We start from the raw sequence: 16,412 nt of genomic DNA, 5'->3' as shown, positions 1-16,412 counted from the left end.
AGAGGGTGGCCCGGAGTTGCCAGATTTGAATTTGAGGCACTGAATTCATGACCAAAAGTGATCGTAAGCAGGAAGCCGGATCCCGCGGTAAAGCCAAATCCGGCAGCGTATCCCAGCGTCGCCTGCCCTGGTTCGGCGAACGTTTTCAGGGAAACCTGCTGGTCTTTCTGCTCGCCCTGTTTCTCACCATCATCATTATCCCCAAGGGGGGATTCATTCCTGACTATTACGCCGCGGGGGATATTGCCTCGCGGGACGTAAAAGCGCCGCGCGACCTGCTCATCCCCGACGAGACGCTTACCGAAAAAAAGCGCCAGGAGGCCGAGGATGAGGTGCGCTCGCTCTATGATTTCGATCCCAACGCTGGTCAGGAGATCGCCGATCGGCTGATCGGGGCGATCAGGAAGCTGAACTCCGGTCTGGCCAAATCGGTTCCGCGGGAAGACCTGTTCAAGGAGATCGCAACCCACCTGGGGGTTAATTTCGGCGCAGAGGAGCTGGGTCCCCTGGCCGAATTGCCCATCCGCGCAGAGCGCCCCCAGGCGCGGGAGGCGCAGGCTGAGCCCGATGCCCTGGCGGTAACCGCGCCGGAGAGTGCGGAGTCCCCACCCAGCGCACGGGAGCAGGAATTCTATCAGCAGCTGCGCAAGGTGATAGCCCAATCCCTTGGCCCCATGGTGGTTGGCAACCTTCAGCTGTTCAGGGCGGATCGGGAGCGCGGAGTGGTCATTCGCGACCTGGTTTCCCAGGCCGAATGGGAAGAGACCGATCTGGCGGCGGTCGTCGGGGTCGGCGACGCCATGAACCTGCTGCAGGAGCATCTCCGGGAGGTTCGCGGGCTCGGGGCGCGGCACCGCCAGGCGCTGTTCGTGGTCATCCAGAAGCTGCTGCGGCCCAACCTGACTTTCAACAAGAACGAAACCGAGGCCCGCAAGCGGCAGGCCCGCGAGGCCGTGACCCCGGTCCTCTTCCAGGTGAAGAAGGGCGAGATGGTCGTCCGCGAGGGGGAGCGGGTCTCGGAAGACCAGCTGAAAAAGCTCAAGGCTCTCCGGGAAATCGGCAGCGACTACAGCACCCTCAGGTCGGGGTTGGGGCTGCTGCTCTGCATTCTGCTGCTGTTCTACTGCACCCACCTGTTTGCCCGCCGCAACGTGCGCAAGTACCGGCCGAACAATCGGGACCTGACCTTCCTGGTGATGACTTTCCTTGGCCTGTTCGTATTGATCAAGCTGGCCATTTTCATCTCCACCGCACTGGAAAGCGCTTTCCCCTATATCGATTCCGCAACCTACTATTACGTTTTCCCCTTCGCCGTCGGCGCGATGCTGGTCAGGATCGTGCTCAATTCGGAGGTCGCCCTGGTTTTCGCCATCCTTTCGGCGCTGGTCCTGGGGACCCTGTTCGGCAACAGCCTGGTGATCTGCTTCTACGCCCTGGTGGGGAGCCTGACCGGCGCCCATTGGGTGCGCCAGTGCAAAGAGCGCTCCACGCTGTACCGGGCCGGCTTCCGCCTTTCGCTGATCAACATGGCGCTGATTCTCGGCATTCATGTCATGGCCGGGCGCGCCTTCGATATGCAACTGCTCTACAAGTTCGGCTTCGGCCTGGCCGGCGGCCTGGTCTGCGCCATCATCGTCAACGGCACCATTCCCCTGATCGAATCGGCTTTCAAATACACCACCGACATCAAGCTGCTGGAGCTGGCCAATATGAACCAGCCGGTACTGCGCGAACTGATGATCCAGGCCCCGGGCACCTATCACCACTCGATTATCGTCGGCAACCTGGTCGAAGCCGCGGCCGAAGCGATCAATGCCAACCCTTTGCTGGCCCGGGTCGCTGCCTACTACCACGACGTGGGCAAGATCCGTAAACCGCTGTATTTCGTCGAGAACATGCACGGGCAGGATAATCGCCACGACAAGCTTGCGCCTTCGATGAGCGCGCTGATCCTGATGTCCCACGTCAAGGACGGGGTGGAGTTGGCCCGGGAGAGCAAGCTGGGCGAGCCGCTGGTGGATATCATCCGCCAGCACCACGGCACCGCCCTGATCAAGTTCTTTTACGACAAGGCCAAGAGCAAAGAGGATCCCGGGGTTCAGCAGGTCGACGAGCGTGACTACCGCTATCCCGGACCCAAGCCGCAGACCCGGGAGGCGGCGCTGATCATGCTCGCCGACGCGGTGGAGGCGGCCAGCCGCACCCTGACCGACCCGAACCCGGCACGCATCCAGGGGATGGTGCAGAAGATCATCAACAACATATTCATCGACGGCCAGCTCGACGAGTGCGAGCTGACCCTCAAGGACCTGCACAATATCGCCAAGAGTTTCAACCGGATCCTGGCCGGCATTTTCCACCACCGGATCGATTATCCCGAACCCGCCTACAAGGAGCGGGACAAGGAGACAGGCAAAAGGAAAAACGGTGAAGATACACATCGAGAACCGGCAAAGCCGGCAAAAGATAAGGAAGTTGCCCCTGCGAAGGGTAGCCCGGAGGATCTTAAGCGCCTCGGGATGTCCTGATGCTGAACTCTCGGTGGTGGTGGTCGACGACGAGCAGATTCGCGACCTGAACCGGGACTATCTGCAGCGGGACAAGCCCACCAACGTCATCTCCTTCGCCATGCAGGAAGGGGACGGGGCGGGGCTGAACCCGGAGATCCTCGGAGATGTGGTCATTTCCGCCGATACCGCCGCCCGCGATGCCGCCGAGGCGGGGGTCAGCTTCGAGAGCGAGCTGTACTTTCTGTTGCTGCATGGCATCCTTCATCTGTTGGGGTATGACCATGAGCGCGGCACCGAGGAGCAGGCCCGGATCATGGAGGAGCGCGAGCGGGAGATTTTCGCCATGCTCGCAGAGGAGTTTCTGAACGGGTGAAGAACGACAGGCTGAAACCGAATGGCTGGCTCGAAGCCGTAAACTGTGCCATCGAGGGGATCCTCTGGACGGTCCGCTCGCAGCGCCACATGCGGTTTCATTTTTTCGCCGCCGTCGGGGTCATCCTGCTGGCGCTGCAGTTGAAGATATCGGCTCTGGAATTCGTGCTGCTGGGCATTGCGGTGACCATGGTCATGCTGGCCGAGTTGCTCAATACCGCCCTGGAAGCCCTGGTCGATCTGGTATCCCCCGATTACCATCCCCTGGCTCGCCGGGCCAAGGACGTAGCCGCAGGCGCGGTGCTGGTGGCCAGCATCGGGGCCGTGGTGATCGGTTACCTGGCCCTGTCACGGTACTTTCTGCCCGGGCTGCAGGATGGCTTCAGCGGTCTGGGGCCGGCTCCCGGCCTGTTGCCGGTGATATCGGTCCTGGCGGTGGTCATCCTGGTGGTGCTTCTCAAGTCCTGTCTCGGCCGGGGAACCCCGCTGCACGGGGGGATGCCCAGCGGCCATTCGGCGGTTGCGTTTTCCATCGGCACTTCGGTCGTTCTGGCCCGCGTCGATCTGATTATCGGCCTGCTGGCCTTGGCGATGGCCGCCATGGTCAGCCACAGCCGACTGCTGCTCGGCATTCACAGCCGCCAGGAGGTCCTAGCCGGTGCCGGGTTGGGCGCGGCGGTCACCCTGGCCCTTCACCTGTTGTTTGCCTGACCGGGCCGGTGCCCAAAGGGCAAGATCAATTTAATCCTGCAAGGAGGAAAGGTTTTTTGGACGACGACAGTCCCAACAACAGATCCGGTTCGTGGCTCGACGCCTGGCGTTGGCTGTTTTTCCGCAAACGCCGCGCGATGACGGAAAAAGAGCTGCAGCAGATCATCAACGAATCCGAAGAAGAAGGGCTTATCAACGAAGAAGAAGGGGAGATGCTCCACTCCATCTTCGAATTCGGCGAAACCATCGTGCGTGAAATCATGGTGCCGCGCACCGACATGGTCTGCTGCAGCACCGTGGCGACCCTCAAGGAATTGCTCGAGGCGATCCTCTCCTCGGGGCACTCGCGGGTTCCGGTCTACGAGGGGACCAACGATCGGATCGTGGGGGTGGTTTACGCCAAGGACCTGTTGCGGTTCTGGGGGCGGCGGGACGACGAGGTCAAGATCACCCGGGTGATGCGCACCCCGTACTTCGTCCCGGAAACCAAGAACATCGAGGATTTGCTTCAGGAGTTTCGCACCAAGCGGGTGCACATGGCGATCGCCATCGATGAATATGGCGGCACCTCGGGCCTGGTCACCATCGAGGATCTGATCGAGGAGATCGTCGGGGACATCCAGGACGAGTACGACGTGGAGGAGGACTGGCTCCAGGAGCAGGAGGACGGCTCGGTGGTGGTGGACGGCCGGTTGAACATCGAGGACCTCGAGGACCATTTCGACCTCGAGATTCCCAAGGACAAGTTCGATACCGTCGGCGGGTACCTGTTCAACCTGCTGGGGCACGTACCCAGCGAAGGCGAGGAAATTCAGGATGGCGCCCTGGTCATGAAGGTCATCGAGGGAGACGACCGCAAAATTCGCAAGGTCAGCATCCTGCGCGTTGCCCAGAAGCCCCCGGCGGACAACGGCAACTGACGCCATGAAGCGCCTGCTCCCTGATCCAACCAACTGTTGGGCCCTGGCGTCGGGGCTGGTTCTGGCCCTGTCGTTTCCCCGGATCGACCTTGCCGCGGTGGCCTGGGTCGGGCTGGTGCCGCTGTTTCTGGTCATGGAGCGGCGGCCTTTCCGCAGCGGCTTTGTCGCGGGGGTCGGTTTTTTCGGGCTGGTTCTTTACTGGCTGAATATCGTGATGACCACCTACGGGCGCCTGCACCCGGTCTTCTCGGTGGTCGCCTACCTGCTGCTGGTCGCCTATCTCGCCCTGTTTTTCGGCGCCGCCACCTGGGCGGCCTGCCGCCTGCGCCAGCACCTCGGGCTCTCTGCGGTGCTGACCCTGCCGGTACTCTGGGTGGCGCTGGAGTTTCTGCGCTCCTTTTTTCTTTCCGGGTTTCCCTGGGCCACCCTGGGCTATTCCCAGCAGTCGGTGCTGAGCATGATCCAGTCGGCCGACCTGTTCGGGGTCTACGGCATCAGCTTCCTGCTGGTGTTGGTCAACGCGGTGCTCGCAGAGTGTCTGCGGCGCAAAGAGGCCGGCCGGGTTCGCGCTCTGCCCTGGGCCGGGCTGATCGCCTGCGCCCTGTTGTTCGCCGCCAACCTTGGCTACGGTTACTGGCGTCTCGGCCAGGACCTCGACGGCCGGGCGCAGACCCTGGAGACCGCTCTGGTCCAGGGGAACATCGACCAGTCGATCAAATGGGACCCGACCAACCAGCGCCGAACCGTCGATACCTACCGCGAGCTCTCCCTGGAGGCCCATGCCGCGACGGCCGCGGAGCTGATCATCTGGCCCGAAAGCGCCACCCCGTTTTATTACCAGGACGGTGGCGAACTGGCCGAGGCGGTAACCGGCACGGCCAGGCAGACCGGTGCCTTTCTGCTTTTTGGCAGCCCGGCCTACGAGGTCGTCAATCGCCAGTACCATTATCTCAACAGCGCCTTCCTGCTTTCGGGGCAGGGGCAGGCGCTGGGGCGCAGCGACAAGGTGCACCTGGTCCCCTTCGGGGAATACGTCCCCCTGGGGCGGTATCTCCCCTTTATCGACAAGCTGGTGGTGGGGATCGGGGATTTTTCCCCGGGAACGGTCAGCCCTCTGCCGCTCAACGGCCACCGGGCCGGGGTGCTGGTCTGCTTCGAGGGGATTTTTCCTGAATTGGCCCGGGATTACGTGCGCAAGGGGAGCGATTTTCTGATCAACATCACCAACGATGCCTGGTTCGGGCGCTCCTCCGCGCCCTATCAGCATCTGGCCATGACCAGGTTTCGAGCGATTGAAAACCGCATCTGGGTCGCCCGCGCCGCCAATACCGGCATCTCCGCCTTCATTGCGCCTTCGGGGGCGATCTCGACCCAATCCCCGATTTTCCAGACCCTGTACCTCGAAGGCAAGGTGGGCCTGGGGGCCGGGGGATCGCTGTATGCGCGCATCGGCGACCTGGTGCCCGGAGCGTTCCTGGTGCTGGCTATCTGGTGGCTGGCGCGCACCCGGCGCCGGCTGGAACCGGCTTCCTGATTTTCCACCGGGGCCAGCGCATTCGGCAAAGGCCTTGTCCTTAGCCGCTTCGCCCGTTATAATCCGCACCTCAAATAACCTACGCAGGGGAAATCGCCATGTTCCGTGAAGAAAAAGAAAGTCTGAAACAACTTCAGGTCAAGCTCAATGAGCTGAGGGGGTATCTTTGACGTCGACGCCAAGAAAGAGCGCGTCGCCGAAATGGAAGCCGAAATCGCCCGCCCCGAGTTTTGGAACCTGGGCGACCAGGCACAGGAGCTGCTCAAGGAGCGCACCCGGCTGCAGAAAATAGTCGAAGGCTGGGAGGGCGCTGCCCAGGAGCTCGAGGACCTGCTGGTGCTGGTTGAACTGGGCGAGGAGGGCGAGGACGAAGAGACCCTGGCCGAAGTCCGCGGCCTGCTGCCCGAGTTGGAGCAGCGGGTGGGGAAAATGGAATTCGCCCGCATGCTCTCCGGCGAGCATGATCCCAACAACGCCATCCTCAGCATCAACGCCGGCGCCGGCGGCACCGAGGCCCAGGACTGGGCCGAAATGCTGCTGCGCATGTACCTGCGTTTCTGCGAGACCAAGGGGTTCAAGACCGAGATCACCGACTACCAGCCCGGTGAGGAGGCTGGGGTCAAGGGGGTGACCTTCACCGTCGAGGGGGATTACGCCTACGGCTTCCTGAAGGCGGAGATCGGCATCCATCGCCTGGTGCGCATTTCGCCCTTCGACTCCAACGCCCGGCGTCACACCTCGTTCTGTTCGGTCTTCGTGTTTCCCGAGCTCTCCGACGATATCGAAGTCGAGATCAACGAGAAGGATCTCAAGGTCGACACCTACCGCTCGAGCGGGGCGGGGGGGCAGCATGTCAACAAGACCGACTCGGCGATCCGCATCACCCACATCCCCTCCGGGATCGTGGTGGCCTGCCAGAACGAGCGCAGCCAACACAAGAACCGGGCCACGGCCATGAAGCAGCTCAAGGCTCGGCTTTACGAACTGGAGTTGCGGAAAAAAGAGGAAGAGTCCGCCGCCCTGAGCGCAGACAAGAAGGAGATCGCCTGGGGCAGCCAGATCCGCTCCTATGTGCTGCACCCCTACCGGCTGGTCAAGGACCATCGAACCGGGTACGAGGTCGGCAACACCGATGCGGTGCTGGATGGCGATATCGAGGATTTCATCGAAGCCTACCTGCTGAGCAAAAAGTAGCCAGCTCTTCGAATTTCAAGGAAAAAGACATGACGCTGCTCCAGAAACTGACCGGATATCTGCTGCTCCCGCTGGCCCTGGTCGGGGCCCTGGCCTTCGCCGGGTGCGGTGGGGGCGAGGGGGATCTCGACCCGCCGTCCCTGACCCTGCAGGGGGGCGTGTTCCGGACCCCGATCCAGACCACCTCCATCACCCTGGAGGGAGCCGTGGAGCCGGGGGCGACGGTGGAGGTTTTCCTCAACGACAATGAAATCGATTCCGGGCAGATCCTGGTGATCGGTGGTGACTGGTCGGCCACGGTCAACAATCTCGTGGTGGGCGCCAACGTGATCGAGGTGCGGGCTACCGATGATATCGGCAACAACAACTCGCTGGCGCTGGTGGTCGTGCGCGAGGTGGTGACCATCGAACAGTTCGTGTCGCCCACCCCGGACGGGGCGCAGACGGTCAGCGGGCGGGTGGCGGCCGACAATACGGTCGCTGTCAGCATCAGCGATGCTGCCGGGACGGTGGTCTCGGAAGGGGCTGCCCAGATCAGCGGGGTTGCCTGGAGCTATGACATCACCGGTCTCCCCCAGGATGGCGATTATGTGCTGGTCGCCACCGCGACCGACGGGGCCGGGGTGGCGAACACCGCTTCGGTGACTCTCAATGTCTTGGCCGATGCTCCCCTGCTGACCCTCGACCCGTTCGTCCCCGAGGTCAGCAGCGCCAGCCACGATTTTTCCGGAGCCTATTCGGGCCAGTCCATCAGCCTGTTTCTCAACGGAGTGGAGGTCGATGAGTTCACCCAGGACGGGGCCAACTGGTCATTTTCGGCAACCGCCCTTCCCATTGGGGAGAACACCCTGCTGGTGACGGTCACCGGCGCCGACCTGACGACGGCCAGCGGCACGACCTCGGTATTGTTCAAGCCCTGAGGTTTTGGCCTCGGCGAGCGCCCGGGTCCTCTCCCGGGCTTGGTAGCGAGCCGCCTTTCCCCAGCCGCCGGCCAGGCGGGGAGGGGGGGCTTGCAGAGCAACGATCCGCCATGCGGCCCGCCCCGGCGGGCCGTTTTCACTGGGGCCGCAAGGGGCCGGGAATCCTGGTTTTCCCTTGACTTGCCCGGCCCCGGGGTATAAGGTAGCTCCCTTGTAAATTGGGCACGAAAGGTATTGGAATTTATGGAAGAACTCAACGATATCCTGCTTCAGCGCAGGAAGAAGATGGAGGACCTCCGGGAGCAGGGGATCAACCCCTACGCCAACGATTTCCCGGTTGAACATACGGCGGCCCAGGTGGCTGCCGCCCACGCCGACCAGGACGCCGCAGCCCTCGAGAGCTGCAGCGAGCGCTATGTGCTCGGCGGGCGGATCATGGCCCGGCGCGACTTCGGCAAGGCGGCCTTCGTTCAACTGCAGGACCGCAGCGGCCGTATCCAGGTTTATATCGGTAAGGACAAGGTGGGCGAAGAGGCTTTCGAGCAATTCCGCCGTTTCGATCTCGGCGATGTCATCGGCGTGGCCGGAACCCCCTTCCGGACCAAGACCGGCGAGCTCTCCCTGCGCGCCGACCAGGTGCGCATCCTGACCAAGTCGCTGCAGCCGCTGCCGGAAAAATGGCACGGGCTCACCGACGTGGAGACCCGCTACCGGCAGCGTTACGTCGACCTGATGGTCAACCCCGAGGTGGGCGAAGTGTTCCGCAAGCGCAGCAGGATCATCGGCTTGATCCGCGAGTTCATGCAGCAGCGCGATTTCCTCGAAGTCGAAACCCCGATGATGCAGCCGATCGCCGGGGGCGCGACCGCCAAGCCGTTCATCACCCACCACAACACCTTGAAGATGGACCTGTTTCTGCGTATCGCTCCCGAGCTCTACCTGAAGCGCCTGGTGGTCGGCGGCTTCGAGCGGGTCTTTGAAATCAACCGCAATTTCCGCAACGAGGGGATCTCCATCCAGCACAACCCGGAATTCACCATGATGGAGTTCTACCAGGCCTATGCCACCTACCACGAGCTGATGGACCTCACCGAGGAGCTCATCTGCCACCTGGCCCAGGAGGTGGTGGGCAGCCTGAAGTTCACCTACGGGGAGCGCGAGGTGGACCTTACCGCGCCCTGGGACCGGCTTACCGTGCGCGAGTCGATCGTCAAGTACGGCAAGGTCGATCCTGCCGTTCTCGAGGACCGCGAAAAACTGCTGCAGTATGCCCGCTCCCTCGGCCTTGAGCTCGACAGCAATATCGGCCACGGCAAGCTGCTCACCGAGATTTTCGACGAGGTGGTCGAGCCCAAGCTGTGGAACCCGACCTTTATCACCGAGTATCCCACCGAGGTTTCGCCCCTTTCGCGCAAGAACGACGAGCGCCCTGAGGTGGTGGATCGCTTTGAGCTGTTCGTCGTCGGCCGGGAGCTGGCCAACGCCTTTTCCGAGCTCAACGACCCGCTCGACCAGAAGGAGCGCTTCGTCAAGCAGTTGGCCGAAAAAGAGGCGGGCGACGAAGAGGCGCATGCCATGGACGAGGACTACATTCGGGCTCTCGAATACGGGCTGCCGCCCACCGCTGGCGAAGGGATCGGCATCGACCGGCTGGTGATGCTGTTGACCAACTCCGCCTCGATTCGCGATGTGATTCTCTTCCCGCAGCTTCGGCCGGAAGGCCGGTAGGAATTAGCAGAGGCTGGGGACTGGGGATCGGCGGCCGGAACTGCGTTCAGGCACCGGCCTCAAACCCCTGGCCCCAAACAGGAGTCCCATGGGCTACGAATGGTTTGTCAGCCTGCGCTATCTGAGGGCCAAGCGCAAGCAGACCTTTATCTCCGTCATCTCCTTCATCTCCATCGCCGGGGTGACCCTCGGGGTTGCCGCCCTGATCGTGGTGCTCGCGGTCATGACCGGTTTTCATGACGGAGTGCGCCAGCAGATTCTTGGCAATATCCCCCATGTGCTGATCCAGAAACACGGCGAGGAACTCTCCGGCTACCAGGAGGTCATCGGTACGGTCAAGGCCGCGTCCCATGTCCTGTCGGCCTCGCCTTTTGTGGCCAAGGAGGCGATGCTGCTCTCCCAGCGCAATGTGGCGGCGGTCAACGTCAAGGGGATCGAGGCCGGGCACAAGGTGTTCCAGCAGAAATTCCTGTCCATTGAAGACCAGGATGTCCAGACGCTGCTCTACGACGATCAGTCGGGCATCCCCGGGATTATCATCGGCCTCGACACGGCCACCTCCCTCGGTATTGCGGTGGGCGATTCGGTCAATGTGATCCCCCCCATGTTCACCATCACCCCCTTCGGCATGATCCCCAAGATGAAGCCGTTTCGGGTGGTAGGGATTTTCAAACAGCGCGGCGGCTTCCTCGACACCTACTTCGCCTACGTCGCCCTCGGCCAGGCGCAGCGCTTTTTCGATTCCGCCGAAGGAGTCTCCGGGATCGAGATCGAGGTAGACTCCTTCGATCACGCCAACCTGGTGGCCTCGACCCTGCGCTCTGAATTCAGCTACCCCTACGTGGTGCGCTCCTGGGAGGATCTCTTCGGGTCCTTCCTCTCCGCCCTCAAGCTGGAGAAGCTGGGGCTGTTCATCGTGCTTGGCATCATCGTTCTGGTCGCCGCCTTCAACATCGCCACCACCCTGATCATGGTGGTCATGGAAAAGCATAAGGATATCGCCATCCTGCGCGCCATGGGGGGGACCTCCCGAAGCATCATGAAGATCTTCATCCTGGAGGGGCTGATCATCGGGGTCATGGGGACGGTCCTCGGCACAGCGCTGGGGCTGCTTATCGCCAAAAACGCCGACCCCATCATCAAGGCGCTGGAGAACCTGTTCGGTATCCGGATCTTCGACCAGAGCGTTTACGGCATGGATCATTTTCCTTCCGTGGTCAACTCCTCGGATGTGCTGGCGGTCATGGCGGTCGCCATGACCATTTCCCTGCTGGCCACCATATACCCTGCCTGGCGGGCCGCCAAGATGGACCCGGCCGAGGCCCTGCGCTACGAATGACCGGGGACGCTGCGATGATCGAAATCAAGGGGTTGACGAAAAGCTTCTCCGGAGGCCAGGGCCAGGTCGACGTGTTGCGCGGCATCGACCTGAACATCGCCTCCGGCGAGAGGGTTGCCATTGTCGGCACCTCCGGGGCCGGCAAGACCACGTTCATGCACATCGCCGGGGCGCTCGATCACCCCACCAGCGGATCGGTGCACATCGAAGGGACCGACATCTTCTCCCTCAGGGGGGCGGCGCTCGACAGGTTCCGCAACCAGACGGTCGGGTTCGTGTTTCAGTTTCACCAACTGCTCCCCGAATTCTCCGCGCTGGAAAATGTCATGATGCCGGCCCTGATTGCACGCAAGTCACCCCGCGAGGCGGCAGACCGGGCCAGGGAGCTGCTCTGCGAGGTTGGTCTGGGGCCCCGGCTCGAGCACAAGCCCGGGCAGCTTTCCGGCGGCGAGCAGCAGCGGGTCGCCATTGCCCGGGCCCTGGTCATGTCGCCGCGGATCCTGCTGGCCGACGAGCCGACCGGCAATCTCGACAGTCGCACCACGGACGAGATCTACCGTCTGCTGCACCAGCTGCATCAGGCCCATGGCCTAACCATGATCATCGTTACCCACAGTGAAACACTAGCCGGGCGCCTCGATCGCATCGTGCACATGGAGGACGGTCTGGTCCGGACCTGAGCCTGGGGCCGAACGGGCGCCGCAGGAGGCTGTCCCGCGCTGGCATCCCGGGCCGGCAAAGGCCTCGGACGGGCAGATTTTGATTTACACCCCAAGGGCATTTCCCTATAATGAACCGCTTTAAAAGCCTGTCAGGACGGAGAATTTCTGGTATGTTGATGAGGGTATTGGCCGCCCTGGTTTTGTTGTTTTTTCCGGCGGCCGCTTTGGCGCAGACCTATCAGCTCAGTGAGGTTGTCATCGAGGGCAACAGGCGGGTTGAAACCAGCGCCATTCGGTCGGTGCTGCAGGCCGCACCCGGCAAAACCATCTCTCTCGATGAGATCGACACCGATATTCGCGCCATTTTCAAACTGGGGCGCTTCGAGGACGTGAAGGCCGAGATCCGGCAACAGGATGCCGCAGTCACGCTGGTTTACCGCCTCGCCGAACGCCCCCTGGTCCGCAAGGTTGAATTCACCGGCAACAAGGAACTCTCCACCGACAAGCTAAAGCCGCTTTCGGCCCTCAAGACTCCCGATATCTACAACCCCAGCGTGGTCGACAAAAGCGTCAAGGCGATCAAGGCCGCTTATCTGGAGGAGGGGTTCTACTCCGCCGAAATAACTCCCAAAGTAGAAATCGACGACCAGAACGAGGCTTCGGTCACCTTCGAGATCAAGGAGGGCGACAAGGTCCTGGTGGACCGTATCGATTTCGAGGGGAACAAGGTGTTCACCGACAAGGAGCTGGCCAAGGTCATGGTGACCAAGGAGCGCTGGTTCCTGTCCTGGCTCACCGGGCGGGGGACCTACCAGGAAGAGGTGGTGCAGAACGACCTGGAGATCATCGCCGACCAGTACTACAACCAGGGTTACGTACAGGTCAAGGTCAGGCAGCCCGTGGTCACGCCCACCGAAGACGGCAAGTACCTGAATATCCTCATCGAGGTCGAGGAGGGGGAGCAGTTTCGGGTTGGCGAGGTCGAGGTCCAGGGTGACCTGCTCAAAAGCCGCGAGGAGATCCTGGAGCTGGTATTGCTGCGGCCCGGTGATGTGTTCAGCCGCAAGCAGCTGCGGGCAGACGTGTTCGCGGTCAACGATCTCTATGCCGACCAGGGATATGCCTACGTCAACGTTTCTCCGCTGACCAACATCGAACCGGAAAAGAAGCTGGTCAACCTCAAGTTCGACATCGAACAGGGGATCAAGGTCCACATCGAAAGGATCCAGATCAGCGGCAACACCAAGACCCGCGACAAGGTCATCCGCCGCGAGATGAAACTCGACGAAGGCGACCTGTACAGCGCGACCAAGCTCAAGGACAGCCGGCGCAAGGTCAACAACCTCGGTTTTTTCGAGGAGGTCAACATCTCCACCGCGCGCGGCTCCGACGAAGCCCACATGGACGTCAACGTCGAGGTCAAAGAGCGCCCCACCGGCACCTTCAGCCTCGGTTTCGGCTATTCTTCCGTAGACGGCGTCATCGGCCAGGGCTCCATTACCCAGGAGAACTTCCTCGGCCGGGCACTCAAGCTCAATCTCTCCGGGGCCTTCGGCAGCAGCAGTACGACTTACCAGATCGGCCTGCTCGACCCCTATTTCCTCGACAAGAACCTCTCCCTCGGCTTTGATGTCTACAAGACCGAGCGAGAGTGGAGCGACTTCACCAAGCGGACCACCGGCGGCGACGTGAAGCTCGGCTTTCCTGTCGGTGAGTACAACCGTGCCTTCTTCATCTATCGCTACGAAGAGAAGGAGATCATGGATGTCGATGACGACGCCTCGCTGTTCATTCGCGAACAGGAGGGAACCTCGACGCTCTCGTCCATTTACAGCTCCTTGACCCGCAACACCACCGACTACCGGCTCGACCCGACTACCGGGTACGTGGCGGAGGGGTCCGTCGAATTCGCCGGCCTCGGCGGCTCGGAGAAGTTCAGCAAGTACATCCTCGACTATCGACACTTCTTCCCCTTCAAGTGGGGGACCGTCTTCTCGATGCACGGCCAGCTTGGGTACGTGCAGCGCATCGGGGGGCAGGAAATTCCCATTGACGAGCGTTTCTTCCTCGGGGGCATCAATACCCTGCGCGGCTTCAATTCGCGGGAGGTCGGGCCGCGGGTGCGCCGCACCAGCCAGCAGGTCAACCCCAACACCGGGAACATCGAGACCGTGCTCGTAGACGATTTCGAATTCATAGGCGGGACCAAGGAGGCGATTTTCAACCTCGAGTACACTTTCCCCCTGGTCAAGGAAATGGGGGTGAAGGGGCTTCTCTTCTTTGATGCCGGCAACGCATGGTCGGAAGACCAGGAATATTTTTCCGAAATGCGCTACAGTGTCGGCACCGGGATCCGCTGGTTCAGCCCCATGGGGCCCCTGCGGCTGGAGTGGGGCTACAACCTCGATCCCCGCGAGGACGAGGACCGCAGCAAGTTTGAGTTTTCCATCGGCAAGTTCTTTTAGCGATAATTCATAGACCCAAGAAGGAGATGGCAATGAAGCGTTTTTTCGTTTTGGCTGTGGCAGCGGCGTTCCTGATGGCTGGTCCCGCCTTCGGGGCTGATGGCAAAATCGGCTATGTCGATCTGCAGAAGGCCCTGAATCTTTCCCAGGCCGGCAAGGAGGCCAAGGAGAAGATTGCCGGCAAGGTCAAGGAATACGAAGGTACCGTCGACTCCCGGCAGAAGGAGATCAAGAAGCTCAAGGAGGAGCTCGAGAAACAGGCTGTGCTGCTCTCCGAGGACGCCCGCGCCGCCAAGGAGCGTGACTATCAGCAGAAGCTCAAAGAGTTCCAGCGCTTCACCAAGGACATCCAGGAGGAGCTGCAGCAGAAGGATGCCGACTTCACCCGGCAGATTCTCGAGAAGCTGTTCAACGTCCTCAAGGACCTTGGCAAGAAGGAAGGCTACGCCATGGTCCTCGAGAAGACCGAAAGTTCGGTCCTTTACGCCGATGATTCGGTGGACCTGACCGACCAGCTGATCAAGGCCTACGACGCCCAGTACCAGAAGGAAAAAGGGAACTAGGCTCGTGGCGACGGCAACGCTTGGAGAACTGGCTACCCTGGTCGGCGGCCGGGTAATTGGCGATCCGGATCTGCAGGTCCGGCGGCTTGCTTCGCTGGATGAGGCCGCAGAGGGGGATATCACCTTTGTCTCCCACAAGCGCTACCTGGCCAAACTGTCCCAGGTCCGCGCCTCGGCGGTCATCCTCAGCCACCCCGTCGAGGGGCTGGCCATAGCCCAGGTCATTTGCGCCAATCCCTACCTGGCCTTCGCCAAGGTGCTGACCCACCTGCAGGTTCGGCGGCCCGAACCGCAGGGGATCATGGCCGGTGCGAGGGTTGCCGCGAGTGCCGTGATCGGCGAAGGGGTCACCGTCCACCCCGGCTGCGTGGTCGGCGAGAGGGTCAGCATCGGTCGTGGCACCATCCTCTATCCGGGGGTGGTGCTGTACGAAGGCGTGACCGTCGGCGAGGACTGCACCCTGCACGCCAATGTCGTGGTGCGCGAAGATTGTCGGATCGGCAACAGGGTGATCATTCAGCCATCGGCGATCATCGGCTCCGACGGGTTCGGCTACGCCCCGGATGGCAGCAGCTATTTCAAAATTCCCCAGGTCGGGATCGTCGTCCTGGAAGACGATGTCGAAATCGGCAGCGCCACCTGTGTCGACCGCGCCGCCCTCGGGGTCACCCGGATCAAGCGCGGCGCCAAGATCGACAACCTGGTGCAGATCGGGCACAACTGCGTGATCGGGGAGGACACCGTCATGGTCTCCCAGGTCGGCATCTCCGGCAGCACGACGGTTGGCCGCCACTGCACCTTCGGCGGCCAGTCCGCCACCGCCGGCCATCTCAAGGTGGGTGACAACGTCACCATCGGCGGCCGCGGCGGTGTGACCCGGGACGTGGAGCCCAACCAGGTGCTCTCCGGCCTGCCGGTCATGCCGCACAAGGAATGGCTCAAGGCCCAGATGTGCGTTCCCAAGCTGCCGGAAATGCGCAAGGAGATCACCAGCCTCAGGCAGAAGCTCGAGGATCTGGAAAAGTCGTTAAAAGAGAGGTAGTTTGTATGGTACTCAACACCCAACAGATCATGGAGATGCTCCCCCACCGCTATCCTTTCCTGCTGGTGGATTCGATCCTCGAAATCGAGGAAGGGAAGCGGATCGTCGGCGCCAAGAACGTCACCATCAACGAGCCTTTCTTCCAAGGGCACTTCCCGGGGCACCCCATCATGCCCGGGGTCCTGATCATCGAGGCGATGGCCCAGGTCGGCGGCGTGTTCGCCATGATGACCGACAAGGTCGGTACCGACAAGGTCACCTACTTCGCCGGTATCGACAACGCGCGGTTCCGCAAGCCGGTGGTCCCCGGGGACGTGCTGCGGATGGAACTGGAGCTGGTCAATTGCAAAAGGGGACTCTACTGTTTCAAGGGCAAGGCTTTCGTTGGTGAGACCCTGGTCGCGGAGGCCGACCTGAAGGCCACCTTCGCGGACCGCTGAGGCAAAGGTTGA

14 protein-coding genes are annotated in these 16,412 nt (G+C 61.8%); all 14 read left to right on the top strand.

Features of this window, described 5'->3' with window-relative positions; genetic code table 11:
* The first annotated feature begins 47 nt into the window (after window positions 1-47).
* The 14 genes from DESUT3_RS11630 (at window position 48) to fabZ (ending at window position 16,400) form a co-directional block, all read left to right on the top strand.
* Complete coding sequence (locus DESUT3_RS11630) at window positions 48-2,528, top strand: HD family phosphohydrolase (RefSeq protein ID WP_221248644.1); 2,481 nt, start codon at window positions 48-50, stop codon at window positions 2,526-2,528.
* Window positions 2,482-2,883: an rRNA maturation RNase YbeY gene (ybeY, locus tag DESUT3_RS11625; RefSeq protein WP_264082205.1), complete on the top strand. Its 402-nt coding sequence runs from the start codon at window positions 2,482-2,484 to the stop codon at window positions 2,881-2,883. Before DESUT3_RS11630 ends, ybeY begins: the two co-directional genes overlap by 47 nt.
* The gene (locus DESUT3_RS11620) at window positions 2,880-3,593 is read left to right on the top strand and encodes a diacylglycerol kinase (RefSeq protein WP_318835929.1); all 714 of its coding nucleotides are present in this window, start codon (window positions 2,880-2,882) and stop codon (window positions 3,591-3,593) included. Before ybeY ends, DESUT3_RS11620 begins: the two co-directional genes overlap by 4 nt.
* Window positions 3,594-3,649: 56 nt before the next feature.
* Window positions 3,650-4,513 carry a hemolysin family protein gene (locus DESUT3_RS11615; RefSeq protein WP_225911487.1) on the top strand — a complete coding sequence of 288 codons (864 nt, stop codon included), beginning with the start codon at window positions 3,650-3,652 and terminating at the stop codon, window positions 4,511-4,513.
* A gap of 4 nt (window positions 4,514-4,517) precedes the next feature.
* Window positions 4,518-6,047 (top strand): apolipoprotein N-acyltransferase, encoded by a 1,530-nt coding sequence (gene lnt, locus DESUT3_RS11610; RefSeq protein ID WP_221248642.1) that lies wholly within the window; start codon window positions 4,518-4,520, stop codon window positions 6,045-6,047.
* A 98-nt stretch (window positions 6,048-6,145) separates the two neighbouring features.
* Window positions 6,146-7,241, top strand: a protein-coding gene (gene prfB, locus DESUT3_RS11605; protein WP_221248641.1) for a peptide chain release factor 2 whose coding sequence is annotated in 2 segments (ribosomal slippage) — window positions 6,146-6,214 and window positions 6,216-7,241 — 1,095 coding nt in all. Because the reading frame shifts where the segments join, the coding sequence is not laid out codon by codon here.
* 29 nt (window positions 7,242-7,270) lie between these two features.
* Window positions 7,271-8,161, top strand: coding sequence for an Ig-like domain-containing protein (locus DESUT3_RS11600; RefSeq protein WP_221248640.1), 891 nt, complete (start codon window positions 7,271-7,273; stop codon window positions 8,159-8,161).
* A 243-nt stretch (window positions 8,162-8,404) separates the two neighbouring features.
* A complete protein-coding gene (lysS, locus tag DESUT3_RS11595) occupies window positions 8,405-9,889 on the top strand; it encodes a lysine--tRNA ligase (protein WP_221248638.1) in 1,485 nt (494 codons plus the stop codon).
* Window positions 9,890-9,977: 88 nt separating this feature from the next.
* Window positions 9,978-11,228 carry a lipoprotein-releasing ABC transporter permease subunit gene (locus DESUT3_RS11590; RefSeq protein WP_221248636.1) on the top strand — a complete coding sequence of 417 codons (1,251 nt, stop codon included), beginning with the start codon at window positions 9,978-9,980 and terminating at the stop codon, window positions 11,226-11,228.
* A complete protein-coding gene (locus tag DESUT3_RS11585) occupies window positions 11,225-11,908 on the top strand; it encodes an ABC transporter ATP-binding protein (RefSeq protein ID WP_221248635.1) in 684 nt (227 codons plus the stop codon). Before DESUT3_RS11590 ends, DESUT3_RS11585 begins: the two co-directional genes overlap by 4 nt.
* Before the next feature lie 152 nt (window positions 11,909-12,060).
* Window positions 12,061-14,355, top strand: a complete 2,295-nt coding sequence (bamA, locus tag DESUT3_RS11580) for an outer membrane protein assembly factor BamA (protein ID WP_221248633.1) — start codon at window positions 12,061-12,063, stop codon at window positions 14,353-14,355.
* Between the two features lie 32 nt (window positions 14,356-14,387).
* Entirely contained in the window at window positions 14,388-14,918 is a 531-nt protein-coding gene (locus DESUT3_RS11575; RefSeq protein WP_221248632.1) for an OmpH family outer membrane protein, read from the top strand.
* A 4-nt stretch (window positions 14,919-14,922) separates the two neighbouring features.
* Window positions 14,923-15,960, top strand: coding sequence for a UDP-3-O-(3-hydroxymyristoyl)glucosamine N-acyltransferase (lpxD, locus tag DESUT3_RS11570; protein WP_221248631.1), 1,038 nt, complete (start codon window positions 14,923-14,925; stop codon window positions 15,958-15,960).
* A 5-nt stretch (window positions 15,961-15,965) separates the two neighbouring features.
* The gene (gene fabZ, locus DESUT3_RS11565) at window positions 15,966-16,400 is read left to right on the top strand and encodes a 3-hydroxyacyl-ACP dehydratase FabZ (RefSeq protein WP_221248629.1); all 435 of its coding nucleotides are present in this window, start codon (window positions 15,966-15,968) and stop codon (window positions 16,398-16,400) included.
* Window positions 16,401-16,412 lie beyond the last annotated feature (12 nt).

It is taken from the genome of Desulfuromonas versatilis, from assembly GCF_019704135.1.
GTDB lineage: Bacteria > Desulfobacterota > Desulfuromonadia > Desulfuromonadales > NIT-T3 > Desulfuromonas_A > Desulfuromonas_A versatilis.
This window is presented reverse-complemented; position numbering and strand designations above follow the sequence as displayed.

Excerpts from the sequence above, each read along its gene's own strand:
- lysS (WP_221248638.1), top strand. The coding sequence starts at position 8,405 with ATGGAAGAACTCAACGATATCCTGCTTCAGCGCAGGAAGAAGATGGAG.
- DESUT3_RS11575 (WP_221248632.1), top strand. The coding sequence starts at position 14,388 with ATGAAGCGTTTTTTCGTTTTGGCTGTGGCAGCGGCGTTCCTGATGGCT.
- bamA (WP_221248633.1), top strand. The coding sequence starts at position 12,061 with ATGTTGATGAGGGTATTGGCCGCCCTGGTTTTGTTGTTTTTTCCGGCG.
- DESUT3_RS11590 (WP_221248636.1), top strand. The coding sequence starts at position 9,978 with ATGGGCTACGAATGGTTTGTCAGCCTGCGCTATCTGAGGGCCAAGCGC.
- DESUT3_RS11630 (WP_221248644.1), top strand. The coding sequence starts at position 48 with ATGACCAAAAGTGATCGTAAGCAGGAAGCCGGATCCCGCGGTAAAGCC.
- DESUT3_RS11600 (WP_221248640.1), top strand. The coding sequence starts at position 7,271 with ATGACGCTGCTCCAGAAACTGACCGGATATCTGCTGCTCCCGCTGGCC.
- fabZ (WP_221248629.1), top strand. The coding sequence starts at position 15,966 with ATGGTACTCAACACCCAACAGATCATGGAGATGCTCCCCCACCGCTAT.
- DESUT3_RS11585 (WP_221248635.1), top strand. The coding sequence starts at position 11,225 with ATGACCGGGGACGCTGCGATGATCGAAATCAAGGGGTTGACGAAAAGC.
- lnt (WP_221248642.1), top strand. The coding sequence starts at position 4,518 with ATGAAGCGCCTGCTCCCTGATCCAACCAACTGTTGGGCCCTGGCGTCG.